Genomic DNA, 26,101 nt, shown 5'->3' with positions numbered 1-26,101 from the left:
ATTCGCGTTGCAACGATGGGCGGAGATCTGAAATCGCCCGTCGGCCCAGACATTAGGAGTCCTGCTCATATGGCCATCGTTCAGCCATGCCAGCTGCGCGCGGACTTCGCCAGGCGGCTGTCGGACATGTACGCAGAAGAAGTTCCTGCCTACCGCACCTTGCTGTCGGTGTCGCAGGAGGTCAACCACGACGTTCTGGTCGAATGCGGCGCCGATGCTGAACGGCTCGGCGCGATCGACCGGGTCAGCGCAGAGCGGCACGGCGCCATCCGGCTGGGCAGCCCACGCGAAATGGCCCATGCGGCACGGATCTTCGCGGCCATGGGCATGTACCCGGTGGGCTTCTACGATCTGCGCGACGCCGCCGAGACGGCGGTGCCCGTGGTGTCCACCGCGTTCCGTCCGATCCACTCGGCAGAACTGGACATCAACCCTTTTCGGGTGTTCACGTCGATGCTGGTTCCCGCCGATCGCCGGTTCTTCAACGCGGACCTACAGAACCGACTGACCAATTTCCTCGACGCGCGCCGGCTGTTCGACGATGAGCTGCTGCAGCTGGCCGACCGGGCAGTCGCGCAACACGGCCTGTCGGTCGACGACGCCGAACGATTCCTCACCCGTGCCGCCGCGGTGTTCAAGCTCACCCAGGAACCTGTCGACCGCAGCTGGTACGACGAACTGCATGCCGTGTCGTCGGTGGCTGCCGACATCGGTGGCGTGACGGGCACGCACATCAACCACCTCACACCGCGCGTGCTCGACATCGACGCCCTCTACCACCGGATGACCGCCCGTGGCATCACCATGATTGACACGATCCAGGGCCCGCCGCGCTGGCATGGTCCCAATCTGCTGTTGCGCCAGACGTCGTTTCGCGCGCTGGCCGAGACGCGCGCGTTTCGCGAGGCCGATGGCAGCGTCACAGAGGAGGACCTCCGTGTGCGCTTCGGTGAGGTCGAGGCGCGCGGAATCGCGGTCACCCCGGCGGGTCGCAAACTCTACGACGACCTGACGATGGAGACCGCGCGGTTGATACGGTCGCGTGACCCCAGGGCGACGATGAGTCTCCACGAGCGTAACGAAATCCAGGCGGAGATCTGGACCAAGGCGGTGCCGCTGACCGAAGTCGAGCTGGCCCGGGAAGATCTGGCCTACTTTACTTTCCGCGTCGACGAGACCCGACGACCCCGCGACAAGGTGCCGCCCAACACGTTGCGCGAGTTGATCGACGACCACTGGGTGGCCATCGATCCGATCGTCTACGAAGACTTCCTGCCCAAGTCGGCCGCCGGGATCTTCCAATCGAACCTGACCTCGGACACCGTCAAGGACGCCAGCCAGCACGCCACGCTCATCGACGCGGCCTGGATGGAGGGTGTGCTCGACACCGAGCTTCACGACCCGTATCACCTCTACGACCGTGCGCGGCGTCGCTCATTGGACGCTGTGGCAGATGCGCTGTGCATCGCCGGCGGTGTCGAACTACCCCAACCGACAACACGACCCGAAGGACCCATCACATGACCAGCCTCGCGCGACTCGAGCTGACCACCACCACCGACGACCTGCGCGCCCTGGCACGCACCAGCTTGATGCAGTGTGGGGTGGACATCGACGGACTCGCGAACGCAAGCTCCTCGACGATCATGGCCCGGACCCCCATCACCGGCGAGGACCTGTTCGACTTTCCCGCAGCCGGGGCCGCCGACGTCGAACGCGCCATCGATGCCGCCCACGAGGCCTACCTGCAGTGGCGCACCGTTCCGGCACCCGTACGCGGCCTGCTGATCAAGCGCCTGGGCGAGCTGCTGACCGAGCACAAGTCCGACGTCGCCAATTTGATCAGCATCGAGGTCGGCAAGATCGGCGCCGAAGCCCTCGGCGAAGTGCAGGAGATGATCGACATCTGCGACTTCGCAGTGGGCTTGTCACGCCAGCTCGACGGCCGCACGATGCCCTCCGAGCGGCCCGGGCACCGGCTGATGGAGACCTGGCACCCGTTGGGCGTGGTCGGTGTCATTTCGGCATTCAACTTCCCGGCGGCCGTGTGGTCGTGGAACCTCGCGATCGCGATCGTGTGCGGCGACACCGTGGTGTGGAAGCCGGCCCAGCTGACCACCTTGACCGCCGCGGCCTGTTCGGCGCTGTTCGATCGGGCGGCCCGCGACGTCGGTGCCCCCGAGAACCTCAACGTCACCGTGTCGGCGTCGAGTGCCGACAGCGCGGCGTTGATCGAGAGCCCCAAGGTGCCGTTGGTCAGCGCCACCGGATCCGAACGCATGGGTGCCGAGATTGCCCCTCGCGTCGCCGGACGGTTCGGCCGGGCGATCCTCGAACTGGGCGGCAACAACGCGGCCATCGTCACACCGTCGGCCGACCTGGACCTCGCCACCCGCGCCATCGTGTTCTCCGCCGCGGGCACCGCCGGACAGCGCTGCACGACGCTGCGACGGGTTATCGCGCACGAGGACGTCGCCGAGGAACTGATCGCCCGGATCGTCAAGGCCTACAGCGGCCTGCCGATCGGTGACCCCCTGTCCGACGCCACCCTGGTGGGCCCGCTGATCAACGAAGGCGCCTTCGCGAACATGTCGGCAGCCCTCGAGCAGGCGCGCGCAGAAGGCGGCACGGTCCTCGTTGGCGGCCGGCGCCGCGAAAGCGCATATCAGGCGTTCTACGTCGAGCCGGCTGTCGTGCGGATGCCGCAGCAAAGCGACATCGTCAGGGCCGAGACGTTCGCCCCGATCCTGTACGTGATGACCTACTCCACGTTCGAGGAGGCCATCGCCATGCACAACGGCGTCCCCCAGGGGCTGTCCTCGGCGATCTTCACGCTGGATCAGCGCGAGGCTGAACGGTTCATCGCCGCCGACGGCTCCGACTGCGGACTGGCCAACGTCAACATCGGCACCTCCGGGGCGGAGATCGGTGGTGCTTTCGGCGGCGAGAAGACCACAGGCGGCGGCCGCGAATCGGGATCCGACGCCTGGCGGGCCTACATGCGCCGCGCCACCAACACCATCAACTATTCCCTGGAACTTCCGCTGGCCCAAGGCGTCAGCTTCACCTGATCGACTGCAAGGAGAAGGAGCCGATAATGCTCGACAGCATCGACGAGTGGGGCCCTGAGAAGGTCGTCTGCGTCTCGGACCGCCGCACCGGTATGCGTGGTGTGCTGGTGATCGACAACACCGCCCTCGGAATGGGCAAGGGCGGCACCCGCATGTCGCCCACGGTGAGCATCACCGAGGTGGCGCGCCTGGCGCGCAACATGACGTGGAAGTGGGCGGGAGTGGACTTGTTCTACGGCGGCGCCAAGGCGGGCATCCAAGCCAACCCCGACGCCCCGGACAAGGAACAGGTGCTGCGCGCCTTCGCCCGCGCCCTGCACAACGAGGTCCCCGAGGAGTACGTCTTCGGCCTCGACGTCGGATTGACCGAAGCCGACGCTGCCATCCTGGCGGACGAGATCGGTGGCCGTGGCGGCGCGGTCGGCACCCCGTATGCACTCGGGGGGCTGCCCTACGACCAACTCGGCGTCACTGGGTACGGGGTGGCCGAAACCGTCGACGCCGCAGCGCAATACGCCGGGCAGGACACGACGTCGCTGACCGTCAGCATCCAGGGCTTTGGGGCAGTCGGGGCGGCTGCCGCGGGGCGACTGGCAGAACTCGGCGCCACCATCGTGGCCATCTCGACATCGCAGGGCGGGCTGCACAATCCAGACGGGCTGGATGTCGAGAAGCTGCTGAAACTGCGCGATGAGCACGGCGACGCACTGGTCGCCCACTACGGCGACGGCCAGCCGATCGCCTGCGGCGAGGAGATCACGATTCCCGCCGATGTCCTGGTGCCCGCGGCGCTACAGGACGTGATCGACGACGACCTGGCGCGGACACTTCCGGCCAAGATCATCGGCGAGGGCGCCAACCTGCCGAGTAGCCCGTCGGCGCAGGAAATCCTGCGTGAGCGTGGCGTGCTCGTCGTGCCCGACTTCATCGCCAACGCCGGCGGCGTCGTGGCCGCGGCGGTGGCGATGGACTCCCGGACCTCGGGCATCCGGCCTGACACCACCTCGGTGTTCACCAGCATCTCCAGCAAGCTGCGCGCCGGCGCCCACAACGCCCTGGAGGTGTCGGCCCGCGAAGGGATGACCACTCACCAGGCTGCCCGTCGTGCCGCTCAAATGCGGGTCGCCGAGGCGATGGACCTACGCGGGCGCTTGCCGCGCTGACCGAGACCCATCAGCTGAACCTGCCCACGGTCCTGGCCGTGCCCGCCTGCAAGGAGTGACCTGCCGATGATCGATGCCCCCGTCAGCCCTGATGCACTGTTCGTGATCGACGACCTTCTGTCCGAGGAAGAGAAGAGCATCCGGGACAGCGTGCGCGCACTGGTGACACGCAGCATCACCTCGCACATCGCACAGTGGTACCAGCACGGCAAACTGCCGGCCCGGGAGCTGGCCACCGAGCTGGGCTCCGTTGGCCTGCTCGGCATGCACCTGAAGGGATACGGATGCGCCGGAACCTCGGCGCTGGCTTACGGATTAGCCTGCCTGGAACTGGAGGCAGCGGACTCCGGGCTGCGGTCGCTGGTCAGCGTTCAGGGTTCGTTGGCGATGTTCGCCATCCACCGATTCGGCACCGAGGAGCTCAAACAACGATGGCTGCCGAGTATGGCCACCGGGAAGGCCATCGGCTGCTTCGGGCTGACCGAAGCCGATTTCGGGTCCAACCCGTCCGGCATGCGGACCACCGCCAGGCGTGACGGCAGCGACTGGATTCTCAACGGCACCAAGATGTGGATCACCAACGGATCCATCGCCGACGTCGCCGTCGTGTGGGCCCGCACCGATGACGGGATCCGTGGCTTCGCCGTTCCCACCGGCACCCCAGGCTTCAGCGCCCGCGACATCGAGTCGAAGATGTCGCTACGGGCGTCGGTCACCAGTGAACTCGTGCTCGAGGACGTGCGCGTGCCCGACGCATGCCTGCTACCCGAGGCGCGCGGCCTGTCCGGTCCGCTGTCGTGCCTCAACGAGGCCCGCTTCGGCATCCTATTCGGAGCCATGGGCGCCGCCCGTGACTGCTTGCACACCGCGATCGACTACGCGCAGAGCCGTTCTCAGTTCGGCAAGCCGATCGCAGCGTTCCAGCTGACCCAGGAAAAACTCGCCACGATGAGCCTTGAGTACGGCAAGGGCATGCTGCTGGCGATGCACCTGGGCCGCACCAGGGATAGCGCCGGTCTCAAGCCCTACCAGGTGAGCCTGGGCAAGCTGAACAACGTCCGCGAAGCGCTCGGCATCGCCCGGACCGCTCGAACCATCCTGGGAGCCAACGGGATTACGGCCGAGTATCCGGTGATGCGGCACGCCTGCAACCTCGAATCGGTGCTGACTTACGAAGGCACCAGCGAGATGCATCTGCTGATGATCGGGCAGGCGCTGACCGGCCACGCAGCGTTCTCGTGATGGGAAGGGAAGTCATCTGATGTCCGACGCCGTCGACGACCATTTCATCGCCGCGCTACAGGCCTGCAGCGCGACTGCGCCCGCACCGGGGCGCGACGACAACGCGCCGGTGCGGCCCGGATCGTCCCTGACGGTTGCCGACGCGATGCACATCTTTGACTCCCAGATCGGGAGCCGCCACCTGGATTTGGCCGCGCGTGCTCTGCGAGCCGACGGCCATGGCTTCTACACCATTGGGTCGGCCGGACACGAAGCCAACGCCACCGTGGCGGCGGCCCTGCGCCCGACGGATCCCGCACTGCTGCACTACCGTTCGGGTGGGTTCTTCCTACAGCGCGCCCGCCAGCACGGCGGCGAGCGTGATGCTTTACGCGATGTGCTGCTGGGCATCGTCTCGGCCACCGCAGAGCCGATGTCCGGCGGGCGGCACAAGGTGTTCGGTCGCCACGACCTCAACATCATTCCGCAGACCTCGACGATCGCTTCGCACCTGCCGCGGGCATTTGGCACGGCGTTCCTGCTTGGGCAGGCGTGCGCCGTGGCCACCAGCCCGTGGCCGAGCGATGCCGTCGTGGCTTGCAGTTTCGGCGATGCCTCGGCCAATCATTCGACCGCCGTCGGCGCCATCAACGCCGCGTTGAATGCGACCTACCGCGGCCTTGACGTGCCGCTATTGCTGGTGTGTGAGGACAACGGCATCGGCATCAGCACCAAGACTCCACAGGGGTGGATCGCGAACGTTTATGCTCATCAGCCCGGCCTCGCCTACTTCGCCGCCGACGGCGCCGAGGTCGCCGAAACCTTCGCGGCCGCGGCCGCGGCCGTCGCCTATGTCCGGCATTACCGCCGCCCGGCATTCCTGCACCTGAGCACCGTGCGATTGATGGGCCACGCCGGATCGGACTACGAGCCGGGATATCGCAGTCCTCGTGAGATTTCCGCCGACTACGGCCGCGACCCGGTCCTGGGCACCGCGCGCATGCTCGTCGAACAGGGGCATCGCAGCGCCGGCGACCTGCTAGACCTCTACGAGCAAAAGCGCGGCACCGTGATGGGACTGGCCACGCAGGTATGTGAGCTGCCGCAACTGGATTCACCGTCGGCAGTCATGGAACCGCTGAAGGCTACGCTGCGCACTTCCGTTCGGGCCTCGCGCCCGTTGCAATGCGAGCATCCGGCCAAAATGACACTGGCGCAGGCGATCAACACGTCGTTGCACGACGTTCTCCGTGAGTACCCTCAGGCGCTCGTGTTCGGCGAGGACGTGGCTCGCAAGGGCGGAGTTTACGGACTCACCCGCGGCCTGCAGAAGAGATTTGGCGCCGCCCGCGTCTTCGACACCATCCTCGACGAGCAGACCATCCTTGGTCTCGCACTTGGCGCCGGGATCAACGGTCTGCTGGCCATCCCAGAAATTCAGTACCTGGCCTATGTGCACAACGCGCTGGACCAGATCCGCGGGGAGGCTGCGACGCTGCAGTTCTTCTCCAACGGCCAGTACCGCAATCCTGCGGTGATCCGCATTGCGGGCTACGGCTTCCAGAAGGGTTTCGGCGGACACTTCCACAACGACGACTCGGTGGCCGCGCTGCTGGACATCCCGGGCATCATCGTGGCCTCGCCCTCGCACCCCGACGATGCGGCAATCATGTTGCGCGCCTGCGCCCGCGCGGCCGTGGAGGCCGGCGCGGTGTGTGTCTATCTGGAGCCCATTGCGCTGTACCACACCCGCGACCTCCATCGCGAGGGCGATGGCGGTTGGCTGACGGGCTCTCATGACCTGCTGGACGCCACCGTCGGTACCGCTCGCACCTACGGCGACGGCGAGCAGCTGAGCATCGTGACATTCGGCAACGGCGTCCCGATGAGTTTGCGCGTCGCCGATGTGCTGCGCCGCACCCACGGGATCCGCAGTCGTGTCATCGATCTGCGGTGGTTGTCCCCGCTGCCCATCAAGGATGTACTGCGCGAGGCGACCGCCACCGGCCACGTGCTCATCGTTGACGAAACTCGGCGCACCGGGGGAGTCGGCCAGCAGGTCCTCGCCGAACTCATCGACAACGGCTACAGCGGCGCCATGGCCCGCGTGTGCAGCTATGACAGCTTCATCCCGCTCGGGGACGCCGCCTTGCAGGTTTTGGTCAGCGAGGAAGCCATCGAGCATGCGGCCATATCCCTCGTTGGCAGCACCCGCGGGTAACTTGCACGCTATTCAGTAGATCTAATTATTACCAACGCTTTTCATTTAGGATTGGTCGATGGTAATGAGTCTGACGCACCTGGCCACGCTGCGTGCCTTGGATCGGTTGGGCACCATGGTGTCGGTCGCTCAAGTCCTGGGATACACCCCGGGCGCGGTCTCGCAGCAGATCGCGGCCCTGGAAACGGCGGTCGGTGAGCGGCTGGTCGCGCGGGCCGGGCGAAACGTCGTCCTCACTGACGCCGGCCGGGTCCTGGCGGTACACGCGGACCGCATCCTGACCGCCGAGCAGGATGCGTTAGAGGCGTTGCGATCGGTGAATGACGAGCTGTCGGCACCGTTTGCCCTTGGTGTATTCGGCAGCACTGCCGCAGCGTTGCTGCCGGCCGTGATGGCGGCCGCGCAGCGCCGCTATCCGCGGTTGGAACTGACCAGTCGCGAACTGAGCGTCGACGTCGTTGTCGACGCAGTCCGCCGAGGCTCCGTTGATGCCGCAATCGGATTGGACTATCCGATTGCCCCCATGCCACGTGGCGGCGACACCGAGATCATCACGTTGCGCCGGGAATCGTTCGGGTTAGCCATGTCTCGCGATTTCGGCGAGACCGTCGACGCCGACGCGGTGCATCTTCAGGAGCTGGCCGACTGGACCTTCATCATCCCGCCGGCACACACGCCATTCGGTGCGGCGGTACGCGCAGCGTGCCGCCAGAGCGGATTCGAACCCAATGTCCGCCACGAGATCATGGACTCCGCGGTGACGTTGGCATTGGTGGCCCGTGGATTGGGTGCCGCATTCGTCACCGACACGATGATTGCGCTCAATCCGGCGGCCCCCCTCACACGCGTGCGCATCGTCGACGATTTCAGCCGTGAGATCGTGCTCGTCCGCCCTGTCGCCTCTGTTGCGCGCCGCACGGTGCGCGCCGTCACCGCAATCGTGCAGGACGTGGTGGACGACGATCTGGAGGGCGCGATCGCATCCCCGTGAACGGCGCATCGCTGCCACCTCGGTGACACGGGGTGCAGGTTCCGCAGCTGCCTAGCTCCAAATCTGCCAGAGCTGCGCCATGAGGTCAGTACGCGCGGGGTTGTCTGAGTTGCAGCTCATGGCGACGGATGTCTGACGATCTTTACTAATGTAGAAGTCGGTGCGGAAGCCGCCCCAGGCGCCCCCGTGTTCCAGGGATCCGTTGTTCAACAAGATAATTCCCGCGGCGTAGGTGGCCCCCGGTTCGTCGGGGTAGGCGACGGGGTCGGCTAGCTGTGCGGTGAGAAGGTCATGGCCGCCGACACGGCCCGTTCGATAATTGTCGGCCCACCTAACGAGTTCCGAAGGGGTGGTTTGAATTCCGCCGTCGCCGACTTGCTCCCAAAGTGAGTCGGCGATCGAGAATTCCGAGGGTCCGGACGCGTAGGAAATAGCTTTTGCGGGGATCTTGGCAACCGGGTCCATCGCCATCGCCAGGCCCAGGGGCTGGAACACTTCCGTGTTGAGAAACTGTGGTAATGGCATTCCTGATGTCGCGGCGACGATCTCGGCGAGCAACAGGTAGTTCGAATTCGAATATTCGAATTCGCTGCCAGGTGCAAAGGTCAAGGCGGGCACCTTGTCGAGTCTGCGGACTGCCTGCTCCTGGGTGGTTCGGGCGTTGTCGCCGAAGCCATCGTCGGTCAGCAGGCCGATGTAGTCGGGAATGCCGCTTTGGTGGTGGATCAGCTGGCTGACAGTCACCGAATCGGCCCATGCCGGCAGGCCAGGTACGTACGCGGACACGGGATCTGCCAGGCGCAGCCTGTGCTGATTGGCTAATAACAAGATGGCCGAGGCGGTGAACTGCTTTGACGTTGAACCGATGTCCATCACGGTCTGCGGGGTGATCGGTGCACCGGTGTGAAGATTCGCTACGCCGCGGGCGCCAGTCCATACAACGGAGCCGTTTTGTCCTACCGCCGCGGTGCACCCGGGCTGGTTCTCGCTGAGGAATTGGGCCAGCAGATTGTCGCTACGGGCGCTGCGGTCATCGTTCGCGGGCGGCCGAGCACTCTTCGACTCCTGCGCGGCGCTCGATGGAGAACCGGTCTGCGGATGATCTGCGCAGCCGGGTGCCAGCATCGTGATCGCGGCCAGCGGGAGTGCTAGCAACGCAGTACGCGACGTTCGACGGCGCGTCGATGAGGAGGTGGTCGACGTCATCTTGTGTTCTCCCAAAACGTACACTGCCACAACAAATTATGAGCCATACTTCGTGCTGTGCACCGCCGTGGTGCTCGGCGCTATCGGCGCGCTGGGACGGCGATCTCAGTGGGCGGAGCTATTGCGCTCAGGCGGAGCCGCCGGGCCCGCCTGAGCGAAATAGGTTCAGCCGCAAGGGGTCAATCAGCCAATGTCGCCGTCGTGGGCGAACCGGCTGCCGGCTTTGGTGGCACACAGGTCTTCGAAGCTGATGTCTTCCTGGCGGATGAATCCGGTTTGTGGGATGCGGCCGTCGGCGACGAGTTCCACCACTGCGACTGCTGAGGCCGCGGTGGTCCATGAGATGGCGCGCCACCGCTGGCCACCGATATCCATGGGGCGGTATCCGCGCACGTAGTTTTCGCGGAACGGCTGGCCCTCTTTGACGCCCTCGACGGCGGCGTGCAGGTAGACGATGTCGTCGTTGACTGGTGGCTTGCTGCTCACGATCATCTTGCCGACCAGGTCACGCTGATCGCGTAGGTTGAGTTCGTCGAGCAGGAAGCGCATCTGGTCGAAGTGGCCGGGGTAGCGCATGGTCTTGTAGTCCAACCGCTGAACTCGCCCTTCGTAGGTTTGACACATGGTGCCCAACCCACCGGAGGTGAGGGCTGCCTCGAGTTCAATTCCGCCGAGTACGACACGTTCCGTTTCGGTCATCGCGGGGACCATCTGGCGCCGGCCGCCGCGGAGCACCTCGGCGTCGTTGATGTACTCGTTGACGACGCCCTCAGCTGACCAGGTGACGGCGTATCCGAGTAGGCCCGTGGGGTTCTGGGGCAGGGCCCCGACCTTCAGTTCGATTGATCGGACGCTGTCGAACTGTTTGGCCAGCGAGGCGCCGATGATGCCGATCAGTCCCGGGGCAAGACCGCATTGTGGGACGAACGCCGTATCGGTGCGACGCTCGGCCAAGCTCAGAACGTGGTTGGTGGTCGGCACGTCCTCGGTGAGGTCGAAGTAGTGCACACCCGTGTCACCGGCCGCCTCGGCGATGGCGATGTTGAGGTGGTAGGGCAGGCAGGAGATGACCGCGTCGACCGATTTGAGTGCCCATCGCACGGCGTCACCATCGGTGACATCGGTTTGATGAGTCTTGAACTCGGTCGACGAGCGGGTTGCCTGGTCGTGGCCGACAACGGTGAAACCGGAGTCGACGAGTATGCCGGCGACAAGTTCGCCGACTTTGCCGAGGCCGAAAACCGCAACTCGGCTGATGGTGCGTCCCATGGGCTAACTCCTTGTGTAGATGTGATGGTGTATCTGTTGGGTGCGCACTCGGCAGCTTCTGCTGCGCAAGTGCGCACTGCGGTAATCAGGACTTGCTGAAGTCCAGATAGTTTGTGCGCGTGGTGAACTGAGTAAGCACCTCGTGAATCGGAACCACGCCGATGCCCGGCCCCTCGGGGACCCGGATGGTGCCCTGCTCCAGTTCGAACGGCTCTGTGATGTCCTGATCGAAATACCGACGTGAAGCCGAAACATCGCCGGGAAGAACAAAATTCGGCAACGAGGCTAGTGCAAGGTTGGCGGCGCGTCCGATTCCGGTCTCCAACATGCCGCCGCACCAGACCGGTATTCCGTGTGCCGCGCAGACATCGTGTATGCGGCGCGCTTCGTAGTAGCCGCCGACGCGCGCGGGTTTGATGTTGATGACATCGCACGCCCGCAGGGCGATGGCCGTGGCAGCGTCGCGCGCGGAGCGTATCGATTCATCCAGGCAGATGGGCGTGCGAACGCGTCGCGCCAGGACGGCATGGCCGCGAACGTCGTCCTCGGGCAGGGGCTGTTCGATCAGCAGCAGATCGTACTCGTCGAGGGCCGCGAGCGCCGCGACGTCGCTGAGGCGGTAGGCCGCGTTGGCGTCTACCTGCAGCATCAGATCGTCACCGAACTTCTCGCGGACCGCACGTACTGCCTCGACGTCCCATCCCGGTTGGATCTTGAGCTTGATCCGGACATACCCTTCGGCCACGTACTCCTCGACGTTGTCGAGCAGCTCGGGGATGCTGTCTTTGATCCCCACCGATACGCCAGCCGGGATTTGGGTGCGCTGACCACCGAGGTGCCGGCGCAGGGAAACGTTGTGGGCGCGTAGTTCTGCATCGAGGAGGGCGGTTTCTACAACGTGTTTGGCCATCTGGTGTCCCGTGATGGGCTCGAGCGTCGTGTGCACATCTGACGCTCCGAGATCGGGGCCGAACTCCACGAGGCGGGGCAGCAGATGCTCGGTCAGCACGATCTCGGCGCTCGCAAGGAATTCACTGCTGTAGTAAGGCTCCGGGTCTGCCGCACATTCGGCCCAGCCCTCGGCTTCAGTGGTGATCAGGCGTAGAAGGAATGTGTCTTTGAAGTTCGCGGTGCCGAACGATGTTCTGAAGGCTCCCACCAGAGGGATCTGGAGGTGATGCAGTTCTGCGGCTTCAATTCTCATTGGTCGTCCTTCGTGATTCGGTCGAGTAGGTACCATCCGTCGCGCGAAAAACCCAGTGCGGCAAACCCTTCAGCGAAGGCTTCGGCAAAAATGGGGCGTAGTGCCAACCGCCATTGCCGAGCCAGTTCCGGCTGTTGGCGGCGGATGGCGACGATGTCTTCGGGCACCCGGCACCATCTGCGGACGCCGTCGGTTATCGACAGCGGTTGGCCGTCAGGACCGGGGGACAGGACCGTCGTATTGTCCGGGCGTGCCGCATCCGGTGTGGGCCGGCCGTTGGCGGCGACGATCGTGCGTGTGGTGTCGAGTTTCCACACGGCGACCAGCCGGTCCGAATGGTCGTTGGCGTTGATCTCGTCAACCATGAAGCCGTAGAAGTCCTGCTCCAAAGTGGTTGCCAGTGCGCCGAGCCTGCTCAAGTTGAACCGGGCGTTCCGGCTGACCAGTGGGTCGAAGGTCCATTCGATGCGTCGCCAGCCGCGCTCGAGGGCCCACGCGCGTTGGCGCAGCTTCAGTGCGCGGCCCAGCCCACGGCTGGTCTGGTGGGGTGAGGTTGCGGCGATCAGCGAATAACCCCCGTCGGTCGCGGGCGCCAGGACAGCGGCGCCGACCAACATGCGCTGTCGGTCGCGTGCTGTCGTGATGCAACCGCCCGCGTGGGCGAGGCTGCGCATCACGTCGGTGGGAATCGGCACTCCCTCGTCCGTGCGTCCCCACACCGACTCAAGCAAGGCCGCGACGTCCCGGAGTGTGTCGCTGTTGTCGGTTTCTTCGACGAGCACATCACATTCGCGCGCGGCCGTTTCGGCGGCGCGCATAGCTTCTGCCCGAAGCATCTTGTCGATGACGGCACGCTCGTTGACAGTGTTGACCGTGGTAGCGAAGCGAGTCACATCACTACTGTTACAGCCGCCGCACACACAGTCATTGGCCTGCGCCCCTTGCCAAGGCGCCAATTATTGTGCACCGATCACAACAGTCTCGTTAGGCTGCGCGCTGTGGAAGTCACTGAACGATCGTTGCGTTTAGGTGGGCGGTGCCGAGTCCGTGACTTGCTGATCGCGCTGCGCGGGGCAAGCCTCACGTTGGTCACCGACGACGCCGGGTTGGATCTGACAGTTAGTCGGACGCTGTTGTTTGATCCGGTGGAAGCGGTGCACACAGCGCCGGAAGGTGTTCTGCTAGGGGTCGGCGTCGACCGCAGGTTCCTCGATCCGCTTACCGTCGTCGCCCAAGCCTCGGAGGCGCAGATCGCCGCCATGGTGATCAAGGCCTCGGCGCTGCGCGTAAGTCCCGAGCTCGTCGCAACAGCAAACGATTGTGGGCTGGCACTGCTGACGGTCGACGACATGATCGATTGGCTGACGGTGGACACCCACATCCGCAGTGCTGTGTACGCCACCACGCACGCCGGTGGGCCACTGCAATCAGTGCCCTCGGGTGACCTGTTTTCCCTTGCCGAAGCGATCGCCGACACTGTGGGTGGGGCGGCCGCGATCGAGGATATGAACCTGCGGGTGTTGGCGTACTCCGTGGGACAACATCCGATAGACGAGGATCGGCGCAGCGGGATCTTGGGGCGCCGCGTCCCTACCGCCCCTGAGCATCCCGGTCAATACCGGGAGGTCTACCAGTCACGGTCGGTGTGCCGAATCCCTGGCGCACCAGGTGGATTGGAACGGTTGGCGGTTGCCGTGCGGGCCGGCACGGAGATCATCGGTTCTATTTGGGTCGTCATACCGTCAGACGGGCTGCGGGAAGGCGCTGAACGGCAACTGGCCGACGTCGCGCCGGTGGCGGCGCTTCACCTATTGCGGGCCCGTCATGCCGAGGACCTGGTGCGGCAGCAGCGCACGGAGGCGGCGGAAGCTCTCGTCGCGGGTAGCGGCGACCTACGGAATGCCGTCCTGGTGTTGGGTTTTCATCCTGACTCTGCGGTTGTGGTGATGACCATCGCACTGACATCTCCGGACGATCGCCGTACCGCCCGTCACGATCGCTTGGTGTCGCTGGTGACGATGAACTGCGAATCGCGCCGGTTGTCGGTCGGCGTCGCCGGTGCCGGTGACCTTCTCCATGTCGTATGTTCCGCACTTCACCTCGGGTCGGCGGATGACATTCTGCAGGTGGCCGAGGCCATCAGGCGTGCGGCGCGAAGTTCACTTGATCTTGATGCGGTGATTGGCATCGGTCCGGTGGTATCGGCGGCGCACCGCATCGGTCATTCAGCGGAATGTGCAGCGAAAGTGGCTACCTTGCTGCGGCGGGTAGCCGAACTTCCACGGATTGCCACCTACCGCCAAATGGCTGACCGCACAAGTTTTGTCGACCTCGCGGCCGCTGCGATCGATGACCCGCGGACTATCTCCGCGCGGGTCGTGGAAATACTCAAACACGATGCGGAGCGCAGCACCGCCTACGCCGAACTGCTGCGGACCTATCTACGCAGCTGGCGCGACGCCACCCGCACCGCAACGGCATTGGAGATCCACCCAAACACGGTGCGATATCGGCTTAACCGCCTGAGCGCTACGTTTGGGATCGATCTCGACGATCCTGACCAGTTACTGCCGATCTGGGTGGGGCTTGAAGTGCAGAGCCTGACGGGCGCCGTGGTATCGGGCTGACGTCAGGTTGTCAGCCACTCGCGCAACGTTTTTTCGCACGCGCGCAGCTGAGCCAGCGGCACGTGCTCGTCTTGGGTATGGGCTAACAGCGGGTCGCCGGGGCCGAAGTTCAGTGCCGGCACACCTAGTTGCGCGAAGCGGGCCACATCGGTCCAGCCGAGTTTCGGTTGCGGGGGTCTGCCCACCGCCTCGACGAAAGTCCTTGCGCTCCCTGTCAATCCCGGGGGAGCCGCGGGTGCGCTGTCCACGATGGCAATGTCGTAACCGTCGAAGTAGTCGTGTACGAAGTCAATTGCTCCTTGCTCACTGCGGTCGGGCGCGAAGCGAAAGTTGACGCTGATACGGCATTCATCCGGTATGACGTTGCGTGCGATGCCGCCGTCGACGGCTACGGCGTTGAGCCCCTCGCGGTAGGTCAATCCATCGACCACCGGGGTACGCGGACGGAAGCTGTCCAACTTGGCCAGGATCGGGCCGGCCGCCTCAACCGCGTTGATTCCCTGCCAAGACCGGGCGGAGTGTGCTCGTTTGCCGGTCAATGTGATGTCGAAATCGATGACGCCCTGACAGCCGGCCTCGATTTGGCCATTGCTGGGTTCCATCAGAATCGCGAGATCGGCCTGCAGGAGTTCGGGGTGCTGGCTGGCGAGTTTGGCCAATCCGTTGGCAGCGGACTCGACCTCCTCGCATTCATAGAAGATGAACGTGAGGTCACTGAGTGCGTCGGTGCAATTGCCTGCGAGCCGTAGGGCGACGGCAACGCCTCCCTTCATGTCGCAGCTGCCGAGCCCATACAGCAGCTCGCCGTCGTTCCGGGCCGGAAGGTTGGCATTGAGGGGCACGGTATCCAAATGTCCTGCTAAGACGACTCTTTGCTGTCGTCCACCCGAAGTGCGGGCTACCACCGTGTTTCCGAAGCGCGACACTGCCAGGTGATTGCACCGGTACAGCGCGTGCTCAACGGCATCGGCGAGAGCTTTCTCGTTGTGACTCACCGACTCGACATTGACGAGAGCTTCAGCGATCGACGCCACGTCGTCATTGAGGTCGGTCACGAGCCGGCCCTGTGCTGTCGAGCCGTAGGCGCCGTCCCGTGGCTGCGGTTGCGGACGTTCATGAAAACCGTGGATCGCCATGGAGACCATCTTGAAGTGGTGGCCACGTCGCGCACACTGTGATCGGATCACAATCTCGTGGCAACGATTGCAGCGTGTAGGCCAATGACTGTGAGGCGGATCGCTGTGAAAGTTGCCATGTGCTTCAGGTCGCCGATGGACTCGACGGCAGCCCCTCTTCGGGCGCGCCGATCCTGTTGCGGCGGAGCGCGCCGTGTGCGCCACCAACTTGGGTGTACGCCACAACCATCAGCTCGGATTTGGTGCAGCGTACTGCTGCACTGGCGCGGTATGAGGCGTCGAACTCGTTCGGCAGATGCGGTGCGGTCGTTGTCTGTAAATGCAGTGGTGAGCAAGGAGGCTCAGTATGTCGTTAGGGGCCAAGTCCGGAGCGGCGGTGGAAGATGGCGCGCAGCCCCCTCCGAATCGATGGCGCTGCGCAGCGCGCAGGTTGGCTGTGCTGATCGCCATGGTGTTCGGCATCGCCGGTCTACCCGGACTTCAGCCCCTGGCACATCCAGTGCCCGGCAATGGGCACGGAGGGCTGAGTACCGGCCGGGGCCACAGCGAGCCGGTGGTCTTCACGGTAGGCACGATCGATGAAATCGACTCCCTCAACCCCATGTTGGCGATCATGTCGGGCGGAATCCTTTTCAGCACCTTCCTCTACGACACCGTCACAACCGTTTCCACCGCCGATTTCTCGGCGGCACCCGGGCTTGCCGAGTCGTGGCAGCCCTCGAACGGAAAATTGATGTGGACGTACCGCATTCGTACCGGGCTTCATTGGTCGGACGGGCGTTCGTTGACTGCGGAGGATGTCTCCTACAGCCTGAACCGGATTCTGGCGGGTGGTCCGGGGCAGGGGACGTGGGGCAACTTCCTTACCTCGGTGCGCAGCATCGAGGCGCCGGACCCGGCGACACTCGTCCTGCATCTAAACGAGCCCAACTCGATGCTGCCTATGCTGCCCATCCCGATCATGCCTAAACACGTGCTTGAGCAGTATCCCGATGATCGACTCGCCGACCTTCCGATTACTCCGGGAAAGCTCGTCAGTTCGGGGCCGTTCCGTCTGGTCGAGGGGGCGCCCGGCGGGTCGTTGTATCGGTTCGAAAACAACCCCGACAATTGGCGGGGGCCGGCCGATTTCGACGCCCTGACGTTCCGCATCTTCAAGTCGCAGGACACCATCGTGCAGGCCCTGGTCAAGGGCGAGATCGACTACACAAGTAGCCTCAGCGCGCTGCAGACCGATGTGCTGATGAAACGCCGTGGCATCAGTGCTCGCCTCTTCAATAAGGTCGGCTCTTTTCGCGAGCTTGCGTTCAACACCGGTTCGGTCAACACCGACACCGACAAACCCATCGGCGACCCGAACCCGGCGGTCCTCGACCCGAAGTTCCGGTACGCGTTGACCACGGCCATCGACCGAAAGGCCATTGCGGCAAAGGCATTTCAGGGCGGCGCGATACCGCTTGCCACCGTAGTCGCGCCCCCCTTCGACAGGTTTCGTTGGGATCCGCCCGCCGAGGAAGCCGCCGTCTACGACCCCGACCGCGCGGCCCGGCTGCTCGACGCGGCCGGGTATCGGCGCGGACCCAACGGCACCCGGACCCTGCCGGATGGCAACACGATGCAGCCGCTGCGGTTGATCGGCCGTTCCACGGAGCAGACGTCGTTGGGCACGGTTCAGCTTGTTCGGGAGTGGTTCGAGAACCTCGGTATCCCGGTGAAGGTCAGTGCCATGGAGGAGAACAGGTTGCAGGACGTCATACACAACGGGAACTATGACCTCTTCGAGTGGGGCTGGAACTACGACGAGGATCCCGACTCCGTGCTCATGTACTTCGCGTGCAACCAACGGGGCCTGTGGTCGGATTCCTGGTACTGCTCTGACAAGTACGACGCGCTATATGCCTCCCAGAAAAGGCGTATCGACCCCGCCGATCGGGTGGCGGACATCCGCAAGTTGCAACAGCTGCTGTATCACGACACCCCCTACATCATCACCGTCTCGGAGAAGGGGGCAGAGGCGTACCGCAGTGACAGGTTCCATGGCCTACCCACTGGCAAAGAACCCGAGCTTCTGTACGACGTCGACACGATCTTCAGGGTGCAGCCCGGACCGGCCACCGCGGGCGGGGCCGGCGGGACCAGTGCCGCCGGCGGTGATCCGAAGCTGATCGTCGGCAGTGGCGCCGGTGCCATCGTGCTTGTTGCCATCACCTGGCTATTGGTGCGCCGCCGGCGGCGGGCCACCGCGGAGGAGCGAGCATGACATCAACACCAACCACGATGCCGACGCCGACGAGGGCGGCATCGTCTCGCCGCATCCCACACGCAGGGGGCTCCTGGCGGCGGTTCAGTTGGCCATTTGTGCGGCGCAACCTGCTGGGGGCGGCGGCCACCCTGCTGTTCATTCTGGTGGTGAACTTCTTCCTGTTCCGGGTGATCAACCCGCACCCGGAGCGCACCCTCGCCAGGGGACGCGCGACCACGGCCGAGCAACTCGCCGAGATCTCGCACCGGCTTGGCCTCGATCAGCCGTTGTACATCCAGTTCTTCACCTACTTGAAGAGCATTTTCACGGGCGACCTGGGCGTGTCATTCAAATACAACCAGCCGGTGAGTGACCTGATCCTCGACCGACTAGGCCCTACCCTGGCGCTCGTGGCGACGTCGACGTTGCTGTCCGTTTTGATCGGACTCTGGATCGGCAGCCGGGCGGCCTGGCATCGTGGTGGACGCTTCGACCGTGCCTCGTCGATCATCACCGTCGTCGTCTATTCGATGCCCGAGTGGTGGCTGGGCCTGCTGCTCTTCATGGTGTTCGCCGCGGGGGTAGGGCCGATAATCGGGATCTTCCCGATCGGCGGATTGCATACGCAGGGCGTGGACACTTGGTCGTTCAACGGGATCGTCGACAGCATCTGGCATCTGGTGTTGCCGGTGACCACGCTGACCCTGGCGTATGTGGCCGAATACTCCATCATCATGCGCTCCTCGATGCTCGATGTGATGGGGCAGGACTACCTGCAGACCGCACGGGCCAAGGGGCTCACGGAGGACGAGGTGCTCCGCCGTCATGCGATACCGAACGCGATGCTCCCGGTGACCACGCTGGTCTCGCTCGACCTAGCGTTCGCCGTCGGCGGGGCGATCACCGTGGAGACCGTGTTCTCCATTCCGGGCCTCGGGCTCCTCACCACCGAGGCGCTCAGGATCCCCGACATTCCACTGCTGCAAGGCGCGTTCCTCGTGTTCTCTGCGGCCGTGGTGCTCGCGAACCTCGTGGCCAACTTCCTCTACGCGCTCCAGGATCCAAGGGTGAAATCATGACGACCGCCTACACGTCCCCGATCGGCCCTCGCGCATTGCGCTGGCAGCTGCGCCGCAACGCCGCGGTCCGCACCTGGACCAGATTCCAGACGAACCGCCGCGGTCTCATCGGGCTCATCGTGCTGCTGCTGTTCGGTGCTCTCGCGCTCGCCGCACCACTGCTCGCGGATGCAAACGAGTTGCGTGCAAGCCAGGCGGTCGGCCCGATCTTGGGGCCGCCGAGTGCCGAATACCCTTTGGGTACCGATGATCTGGGCCGTTCCGTTCTCACGGTTCTCATCTACGGGTCCCAGGTGCCCCTGGTAGTCGGCGTCACCGCCACGATCATCTCCATGGTCATCGGCACCCTCATCGGTATCGCCTCCGGCCTGCTGTACGGGTGGTTCGGGACACTGCTTTTCCGTCTGACCGAGTGGTTTCTGGTCATTCCGTTCCTGCCTCTTGCCCTGGTGCTGGCAACGCTGCTCGGGGGGTCACTGCTCTCGCTGATCATCGTCATCGGGGTCACCGGCTGGTCGAGTACCGCGCTACTCATCAGAGCCCAAACCCTGTCGGTACGAGAGCGACCCTTCATCGAGCGCGCTCGTGTCCTCGGCGCGGGGCGCTGGCACCTGATGATCAGACATGTCTTCCCGAACGTGCTGCCGCTGGTGTTTGCCAACACCACCCTGACGGTGGCCGGCTCTGTCCTAGCCGAGACCACCTTGGCCTTCCTCGGATTCGGCGACCCCACAAAGGTCTCGTGGGGCACCATGCTCAACGCCGCCTTCGACAACGGCGCGGTGACCTTGGGCGCCTGGTGGTTCCTCATCCCGCCCGGAATCTGCGTAGTCGTGGTCGTGCTGGCTTTCACCCTCGTCGGGCAGGCGCTCGAGGACATCGTCAACCCGAGGCTCAAGGAGGCCGAATGACCCCGCTGCTCGAAATCGAGAATCTCTCGGTCACCTACCGCGCATCGCGCGGCAATGTCGTTGCGGTGCAAGATGTCTCGTTCGCCCTCGAAGCCGGCAAGACCATCGGCATCGCTGGCGAGTCCGGCAGCGGCAAGTCGACGGTTGCTTCGGCGCTGCTGCGTCTGCACCCGAAGAGCACCACAGTCACCGGGCGGGTGAGTGTCGCCGGCAACGACGTGAACGCGCTCAGTTGGGGTGCGCTGCGCCGCATGCGTTGGACGGATGCCGCCGTGGTCTTCCAGGGCGCGATGCATTCACTCAACCCCATCGACAGCATCGGCAAACAAGTCGCCGAACCCGTGTTTATCCATGCGCCGAGCACCACCAAGGCCGCCGCCAACGCGCGGGTCGCCGAACTACTGGAGATGGTGGGCCTCACCGCCGAGCATGCGCACAGCTACCCGCATCAGCTCTCGGGCGGGCAGAAGCAGCGCGTCATGATCGCAATGGCATTGGCTTGCAACCCGAAACTGCTCATCGCCGACGAACCCACCACGGCACTCGACGTCAAAGTGCAGGCACAGATTCTGGAGGTGCTTGCATCGCTGTCCGCAGAGCTGGGGCTGGGCCTCATGCTCATCAGCCATGACTTGTCGGTGCTGGCGAGCGTGTGCGATCAGGTGTTGGTCATGTACGGCGGACGAATAATCGAGCGAGGGCCCGGAGCCCACATATTCGAGCATCCCCGCCACCCCTACACACGGGCTCTGGCCTCGGCATTCCCCACCATCGGCGACCCGGCCTCCCGCTATCGGCCACAGGGGGTAGCGGACGGTGGCGTTTCGGGTATCGACGCCGCCGCCGAACTGGCGTTCGTAGAGCGCTGCCGACTCACGGATGGGAACTGTCTCGTGCATCGGCCGGAGTTCGCGCGGTTTGTTGGTAACAGCGACGCAGAGTGCCTGCGGGCTGATGACCTCGGCACCAGCCGGCCGGAAATGGAGGCAGCCCGATGACCCGCAATGTGCTGAGTGCGAACGATCTGCGTGTCACGTTCCCGGCGCTGAATGGGCGCGGTGAAGTGCAGGCGGTCGACGGCGTCACCCTGGACCTGTACGAGGGAGAAATCCTGGCTCTGGTCGGCGCCTCGGGGTCGGGCAAGACCACCCTCTCGCGGACCCTGTTGGGGCTCGAGCAGCCGACCAGCGGCGAGGTGACGGCATTCGGTGAGCCGCTGCCGACGCGCGGCAAGGCGCTGCGCGCCTATCGCCGGCACACCCAGTTGGTGATGCAGGACCCTTCCGGCGCACTCAACCCGAAGCACTCGGTGTACGAATCGGTGGCCGAGGGAATTCGCTTGCACCGCATCGTCAAAAAGGCCGCCGACCGTGGTGAGACGGTCACCGAGACTGAACTCGTGGCCCGGGCTCTTTTACGCGCCGGCATGAGACGGCCTGAGCAGTACTTCCTCAGCTACCCGCACGAGCTTTCGGGTGGCCAACGCCAGCGGGTACTCATTGCCGGCGCGCTCGCCGTCGAACCAAAGGTGCTCATCGCCGACGAGCCGGTATCGAGCCTCGACGCTTCGATCCGCGGCGAGATTTTGGCGCTGTTCCTCTCGTTGCGTGACGAACTCGGCCTCAGCTTGCTCGTCGTCACCCACGACCTCGGGCTCGCCTGGAACATCGCCGACCGCGTCGCGGTCATGAGCAAGGGGCAGATCGTCGAGTGCGGCACCACTGAGGATGTGCTGCTGCGCCCGACCCACGAGTACACGCGCGAATTGCTTGCCGCGCTGCCGGGAGAACAGCGCCCCGACGCCGTCGGCATGACCGCCGCCCGATGAGCTGACCGACGCGAAAAACAACGAACACAAAGACAGGAGTACCCCATGCCGCTCGTGACGGACGACCTGAGCGCGCTGCTGCACCGCGAACTGCTCGCAGACCGTGTCGGCGCGCAGGAACCGGGCGCCGTGATCGCTGCCTACCGCGACGGGAAGCTCATCGCCACAGCCTGCGCCGGTCTCGCCGAACTCGAAACCGGCGAACCGCTTACCGAGCACACGCTGATGAACATTGCGTCCGTCAGTAAACAAATGGTGGCCGCGACCATCTTGCTCGCCGCCGAACGCGGCCAGCTGGACATCGACCAAGACATCCGTGTGCTGGTCCCCGAACTATCCCTGCCCGGCATCACCGTGCGGCACTGCCTGCAGCACACCGCCGGTCTGCCCGACTACATGAATGTCGCGGAGATCATCGGTATCGAAACCCTGGAGATCGCGGGCCTCGATGCGTTTCTGACATGGCTCAGTTCTGTGGAGCGCGCCGACTTCGCGCCGGGCCACGGCGCCTCGTACTCCAACACAGGGTATGTGATCGCCGCGCTCGCGGCCGAGCGGGCGACCGGGACGCTGTTCCCGGAGCTCATTGCCGAGCTGGTGTTCCGCCCACTTGGCATGGACCGCAGCCTGATCACCACCTGGATCGGGCAGGCCGTCCCGGGAATGTCGATCAGTTACACCCCGAACGCGGGTGCCGCCCCCACTCGGCACGGCATGGGCATCGGCGAGATCGAAGAAAAGACGGTGCGCGGCGTTAACGGCGACGGCGAGGTAAACACGTCGCTGGTCGAGTTCGCCGCGTGGCACGGGTTCCTGCTCGACGGACGGATCCTGGGAGCCCGGATTCGTCAGCAGATGCTCAGCCGAGCCGTGCTCGCCGACGGCTCCGTTTCGACCTACGGGCTGGGCATCGAGCATGAGCAGCGCGGCGGGACCAAGGTGCACGCCCATAGCGGGTCCATGTGGGCATACGCCTCCTATTCGCTCAGCGACCCGATTACGGGAATCGGCGTCGCGGTGTTCGCGAACCGTGACGACCTCAACGCCACTGAAACCGCCTGGCGCGCCTACCGACTCATCGCCGGTCAGGGTGACGTCGCGGGTCGCTGGTTCTCGGAGCAGGGATTCTGCGGGCTGCGTCTGCGGGTGCTCGGCGACGGCGGGTTGGAGGTGCATGACGGCGAGGAGGTGACGCGTCTGACCGCGGCCGGAGCTGGCCGCTGGACCGCGGACGACGACCTGAGCCTGGTGCAGGTTGCTGGCGAAAAAGTACGCATTGCAATCGAATTCGGTCTAACGCAGGATTTTGAGCGGTTGTCTCCGGCTGAGCCGTATCCGACGTGCGTGCTCGGCGAATACCGGGAGCCGTATCGGGGCGCCACTTACCGCCTCGATGAGCGCGACGGCGACCTCTGGGTGCTCCCGCCGAACGGCGAGGCGACGCGCGTGGTGCCTTACGGGGTACGGGAGGGCCAGTGGATCGGCAGCTGCGGATTGGGCTGGCTGGTCATCGGGACAGGATCGGTCGACTTCGTTCGGTTCGGTTCCGGCCCTACCGCAATCGACCTGCAGCGCAGCTGACCGTCGCTCGCAAGGCGTGCGGCAAGTAATACGGAAACAACGAGGAGCCATCCATGCCGGGAACCCGACGACCTTTGCCGCTTGGTGTCCGAACACCTCTCCGACACCGAACGGGCGCTAGCGGCACAAGCGTGCGAACGCAGGCGCACGACCTCGCAGGTGACAGCACATGCATGACCTGATCATCCTTGGCGGCACGGTCTATGACGGCTTCGGCGGGCCGGGCATCACTGCCGACGTCGCCATCACCGATGGCCGAGTCACGGCGATTGGCGCGGATCTGGGTTCCGCCCGCCAGTGCATTGACGCTGACGGCCTCGCGGTGACGCCCGGATTCGTCGACCCGCATACCCACTCCGACACCGTCCCGTTCATGTCGGATCCGCAGCCGTTCAAATTGCTGCAGGGGGTAACGACCGAGATCATTGGCAACTGCGGATATACCTGCGCGCCAACGCATTCGGATCACGCTTCGGCCGTGGAAGACGAGATGGGGCATGCCTTCCCCCGGTTCGTCGACTACCTCGACGCGGTCGAGGCCGCACGCACGACCAACCATCTGGCACCGCTGGTGGGCCACAACACGTTGCGCATCGCGGTGGCCGGGTTCGAACAGCAGCTGCCGCCCGGTGGGCTAGAGCGGATGTGCGAGCTCGCCGACGAGGCGTTCGCCGCCGGCGCCGTCGGCTGGTCGTCGGGGCTCGAGTACGTGCCGGGCGCTTATGCCGGACGCGACGAACTGATCGCGCTGGGTCGGGTGGCGCGCCGCTGGGGCGCAAGCTACGCCACACATATGCGCAACGAGGGCGAGGGGTTACTCGATGCCGTAGATGAGGCGATTGCTGTCGCCCGCGCAACCGGGATTCGGCTTCAGGTGTCGCACTGCAAAGCGTCCGGACATGCCGCGCACGGGATGGCGCCGGACCTGCTCGGGCGCATCGCGGACGCCCGCTTGTCCGGGGTGGAAGTGCTCGGCGATCTGTACCCGTACGAGGCCTGCAGTACCGGTCTCGTCGCCGTGCTTCCGACGATCGCCTCCGAAGGGGGCGAGGGCAGGCTCCGGGAACGACTGGCTGATCCCCAGGAACGGCTGCGGCTACGGCGGATCGCGGAGGACCCCATCGAGTTTGTGGGCGCGGGAATCTGGCGTGAGATCCGGCCCGACGACCTGACCGTCACCCGGCACGCCGATCCTGCCGTTGCCGGTCGCACCCTCGCTGACATCGCGGGCGGCCGGGACCCATGGGAGGCTCTGTGCGATCTACTTCTCGCAGACCCTACGGCCGACACCGTGCTGCACGTCATGCGAGCCGACGACGTCGAAACCTTCATGCGGAGCCCGCTCATCTCGATCGGTTCGGACAACGATGTTCCTACGGGCCTTGTTCATCCACGCACATACGGGACCTTTCCTCGCTTCCTCGGCACCTACGTTCGTGACAGTAAGATCGTGTCTTTGGGTGAGGCTGTGCGAAAGATGACATCCGCATCTGCGTCACAGTTCGGACTTTCGGATCGGGGCTGGCTTGGACGTGGCGCCGCTGCCGATGTGTGCGTTTTCGACCCTGACACCATCGACCACGCAGGCAACTACACCCATCCCGAAACGCTGCCCGTCGGTATGCAGTGGGTGCTCCTTGACGGGACTCCGGTGATTCGGGACGGGCAGTTCTCCGGGGACCGTCGTGGGCGGCTGCTCCGGGCCGGTACGGAGCTTTCCGCCTCGCTGCGCTGACCCGGACAGTATGAAAGGCGGTGCTGCTTCGATCTTTTCGATGACAGAACGCGCAATGAACATGGCCATCCCCCTGATGCGGGGCCTGGGCGACGGTTCGGATGCGGGCGATGGCTGTATCGCCACCCCGGCCGACGCCGCGATGATAATTCAGCTGGGTGCCGAGGGTGTGTTCGTCGGTTCGGGCATCGTCAAGTCCGGTGACCCGGTGGCCACCATAGTGGTCATTGCCCGCTCGGCACGTTTGCGCCGTTCCAGCAGCCAGTCCGGGAAGTACGATCCCTGTCGCAGCTTAGGGATCGCCAAGTCCAGTGTGCCTGTGCGCGTGTCGAATTGGCGGCGCCGGTAACCGTTGCGGGAGTTGGTGCGTTCTGTGCTGCGTTGGCCGTAACCCGCGCCGCACAAGGCGCCGGCTTGCGCGCCCATTCATCCGGCTACGACACGGACCTCACCGGCTCGTACGCCACTCTGCTGGACGCAAACTCGTCCCGTATTTGCTCTCCGCGCAGTGCAGCCGCATCGCCGCGATGCCGAAAGATGACGCGAATACGATTGATTGCTGCCAACCGGCGGTCAATTTCTGCCAGTGGAATTAAGCCGCTGACCACTTGCGTTG

Annotated in this window: 19 protein-coding genes and 2 pseudogenes; 15 read left to right on the top strand and 6 right to left on the bottom strand. The window is 64.8% G+C overall.

Annotated features, from left to right (window positions below):
• Nucleotides 1–69: 69 nt before the first annotated feature.
• The 6 genes from hglS (at nucleotide 70) to A5784_RS11830 (ending at nucleotide 8,667) form a co-directional block, all read left to right on the top strand.
• Nucleotides 70–1,524 carry a 2-oxoadipate dioxygenase/decarboxylase gene (hglS, locus tag A5784_RS11855; protein ID WP_064945081.1) on the top strand — a complete coding sequence of 485 codons (1,455 nt, stop codon included), beginning with the start codon at nucleotides 70–72 and terminating at the stop codon, nucleotides 1,522–1,524.
• A complete protein-coding gene (amaB, locus tag A5784_RS11850; protein ID WP_064945080.1) occupies nucleotides 1,521–3,071 on the top strand; it encodes an L-piperidine-6-carboxylate dehydrogenase in 1,551 nt (516 codons plus the stop codon). The genes hglS and amaB overlap by 4 nt, the downstream gene beginning before the upstream one ends.
• Before the next feature lie 26 nt (nucleotides 3,072–3,097).
• Nucleotides 3,098–4,234, top strand: coding sequence for a Glu/Leu/Phe/Val family dehydrogenase (locus A5784_RS11845; protein WP_064945079.1), 1,137 nt, complete (start codon nucleotides 3,098–3,100; stop codon nucleotides 4,232–4,234).
• A 66-nt stretch (nucleotides 4,235–4,300) separates the two neighbouring features.
• The gene (locus A5784_RS11840) at nucleotides 4,301–5,476 is read left to right on the top strand and encodes an acyl-CoA dehydrogenase family protein (RefSeq protein ID WP_064945078.1); all 1,176 of its coding nucleotides are present in this window, start codon (nucleotides 4,301–4,303) and stop codon (nucleotides 5,474–5,476) included.
• A gap of 19 nt (nucleotides 5,477–5,495) precedes the next feature.
• The gene (locus tag A5784_RS11835) at nucleotides 5,496–7,676 is read left to right on the top strand and encodes a thiamine pyrophosphate-dependent enzyme (RefSeq protein ID WP_064945077.1); all 2,181 of its coding nucleotides are present in this window, start codon (nucleotides 5,496–5,498) and stop codon (nucleotides 7,674–7,676) included.
• A 58-nt stretch (nucleotides 7,677–7,734) separates the two neighbouring features.
• A complete protein-coding gene (locus A5784_RS11830) occupies nucleotides 7,735–8,667 on the top strand; it encodes a LysR family transcriptional regulator (protein ID WP_064945076.1) in 933 nt (310 codons plus the stop codon).
• Nucleotides 8,668–8,718: 51 nt separating this feature from the next.
• Here A5784_RS11830 and A5784_RS11825 read toward each other — a convergent pair whose 3' ends face one another.
• From A5784_RS11825 to A5784_RS11810, 4 genes are all read right to left on the bottom strand, one after another.
• Nucleotides 8,719–9,873 carry a serine hydrolase domain-containing protein gene (locus A5784_RS11825; protein ID WP_064945075.1) on the bottom strand — a complete coding sequence of 385 codons (1,155 nt, stop codon included), beginning with the start codon at nucleotides 9,871–9,873 and terminating at the stop codon, nucleotides 8,719–8,721.
• Between the two features lie 183 nt (nucleotides 9,874–10,056).
• A complete protein-coding gene (locus A5784_RS11820) occupies nucleotides 10,057–11,142 on the bottom strand; it encodes a saccharopine dehydrogenase family protein (protein WP_064945074.1) in 1,086 nt (361 codons plus the stop codon).
• 85 nt (nucleotides 11,143–11,227) lie between these two features.
• Nucleotides 11,228–12,346: an o-succinylbenzoate synthase gene (menC, locus tag A5784_RS11815; RefSeq protein ID WP_064945073.1), complete on the bottom strand. Its 1,119-nt coding sequence runs from the start codon at nucleotides 12,344–12,346 to the stop codon at nucleotides 11,228–11,230.
• The gene (locus A5784_RS11810; RefSeq protein WP_156750509.1) at nucleotides 12,343–13,041 is read right to left on the bottom strand and encodes a chorismate synthase; all 699 of its coding nucleotides are present in this window, start codon (nucleotides 13,039–13,041) and stop codon (nucleotides 12,343–12,345) included. The genes menC and A5784_RS11810 overlap by 4 nt, the downstream gene beginning before the upstream one ends.
• On the opposite strand from A5784_RS11810, the gene A5784_RS11805 reads away from it, so the two are divergent.
• Nucleotides 13,003–14,973 carry a helix-turn-helix domain-containing protein gene (locus A5784_RS11805; RefSeq protein ID WP_156750508.1) on the top strand — a complete coding sequence of 657 codons (1,971 nt, stop codon included), beginning with the start codon at nucleotides 13,003–13,005 and terminating at the stop codon, nucleotides 14,971–14,973. The genes A5784_RS11810 and A5784_RS11805 overlap by 39 nt on opposite strands.
• Nucleotides 14,974–14,975: 2 nt before the next feature.
• Here the strand turns inward: A5784_RS11805 and dapE are convergent, their stop codons facing one another.
• Entirely contained in the window at nucleotides 14,976–16,028 is a 1,053-nt protein-coding gene (gene dapE, locus A5784_RS11800) for a succinyl-diaminopimelate desuccinylase (RefSeq protein ID WP_064945132.1), read from the bottom strand.
• Between the two features lie 517 nt (nucleotides 16,029–16,545).
• Between dapE and A5784_RS11795 the strand changes: the two genes are divergently transcribed.
• The 8 genes and pseudogenes from A5784_RS11795 to A5784_RS38235 form a co-directional block, all read left to right on the top strand.
• Nucleotides 16,546–18,369 carry an ABC transporter substrate-binding protein gene (locus A5784_RS11795; protein WP_064945070.1) on the top strand — a complete coding sequence of 608 codons (1,824 nt, stop codon included), beginning with the start codon at nucleotides 16,546–16,548 and terminating at the stop codon, nucleotides 18,367–18,369.
• On the top strand, nucleotides 18,366–19,430 hold the full coding sequence (locus tag A5784_RS11790) for an ABC transporter permease (RefSeq protein WP_197514705.1): 1,065 nt from the start codon (nucleotides 18,366–18,368) through the stop codon (nucleotides 19,428–19,430). The genes A5784_RS11795 and A5784_RS11790 overlap by 4 nt, the downstream gene beginning before the upstream one ends.
• Nucleotides 19,427–20,341: an ABC transporter permease gene (locus A5784_RS11785; RefSeq protein WP_064945068.1), complete on the top strand. Its 915-nt coding sequence runs from the start codon at nucleotides 19,427–19,429 to the stop codon at nucleotides 20,339–20,341. Before A5784_RS11790 ends, A5784_RS11785 begins: the two co-directional genes overlap by 4 nt.
• On the top strand, nucleotides 20,338–21,339 hold the full coding sequence (locus A5784_RS11780; RefSeq protein WP_064945067.1) for an ABC transporter ATP-binding protein: 1,002 nt from the start codon (nucleotides 20,338–20,340) through the stop codon (nucleotides 21,337–21,339). The genes A5784_RS11785 and A5784_RS11780 overlap by 4 nt, the downstream gene beginning before the upstream one ends.
• Entirely contained in the window at nucleotides 21,336–22,169 is an 834-nt protein-coding gene (locus A5784_RS11775) for an ABC transporter ATP-binding protein (protein WP_064945066.1), read from the top strand. Before A5784_RS11780 ends, A5784_RS11775 begins: the two co-directional genes overlap by 4 nt.
• 45 nt (nucleotides 22,170–22,214) lie before the next feature.
• Nucleotides 22,215–23,750, top strand: coding sequence for a serine hydrolase domain-containing protein (locus tag A5784_RS11770; RefSeq protein WP_064945065.1), 1,536 nt, complete (start codon nucleotides 22,215–22,217; stop codon nucleotides 23,748–23,750).
• A 169-nt stretch (nucleotides 23,751–23,919) separates the two neighbouring features.
• Nucleotides 23,920–25,485 carry an N-acyl-D-amino-acid deacylase family protein gene (locus tag A5784_RS11765; RefSeq protein WP_064945064.1) on the top strand — a complete coding sequence of 522 codons (1,566 nt, stop codon included), beginning with the start codon at nucleotides 23,920–23,922 and terminating at the stop codon, nucleotides 25,483–25,485.
• Between the two features lie 112 nt (nucleotides 25,486–25,597).
• Nucleotides 25,598–25,694, top strand: a pseudogene (locus A5784_RS38235) (pyridoxal 5'-phosphate synthase lyase subunit PdxS); the annotation flags it as partial.
• On the opposite strand, the pseudogene A5784_RS37525 reads toward A5784_RS38235, so the two are convergent.
• Nucleotides 25,693–25,911, bottom strand: a pseudogene (locus A5784_RS37525) (transposase); the annotation flags it as partial. The pseudogenes A5784_RS38235 and A5784_RS37525 overlap by 2 nt on opposite strands.
• Nucleotides 25,912–26,101: the final 190 nt, after the last annotated feature.

It is taken from the genome of Mycobacterium sp. 852013-50091_SCH5140682 (genome assembly GCF_001665685.1).
GTDB lineage: Bacteria > Actinomycetota > Actinomycetes > Mycobacteriales > Mycobacteriaceae > Mycobacterium.
The sequence above is the reverse complement of the archived record's forward strand: the minus strand, read 5'-3'. Positions and strand labels throughout refer to the sequence as shown.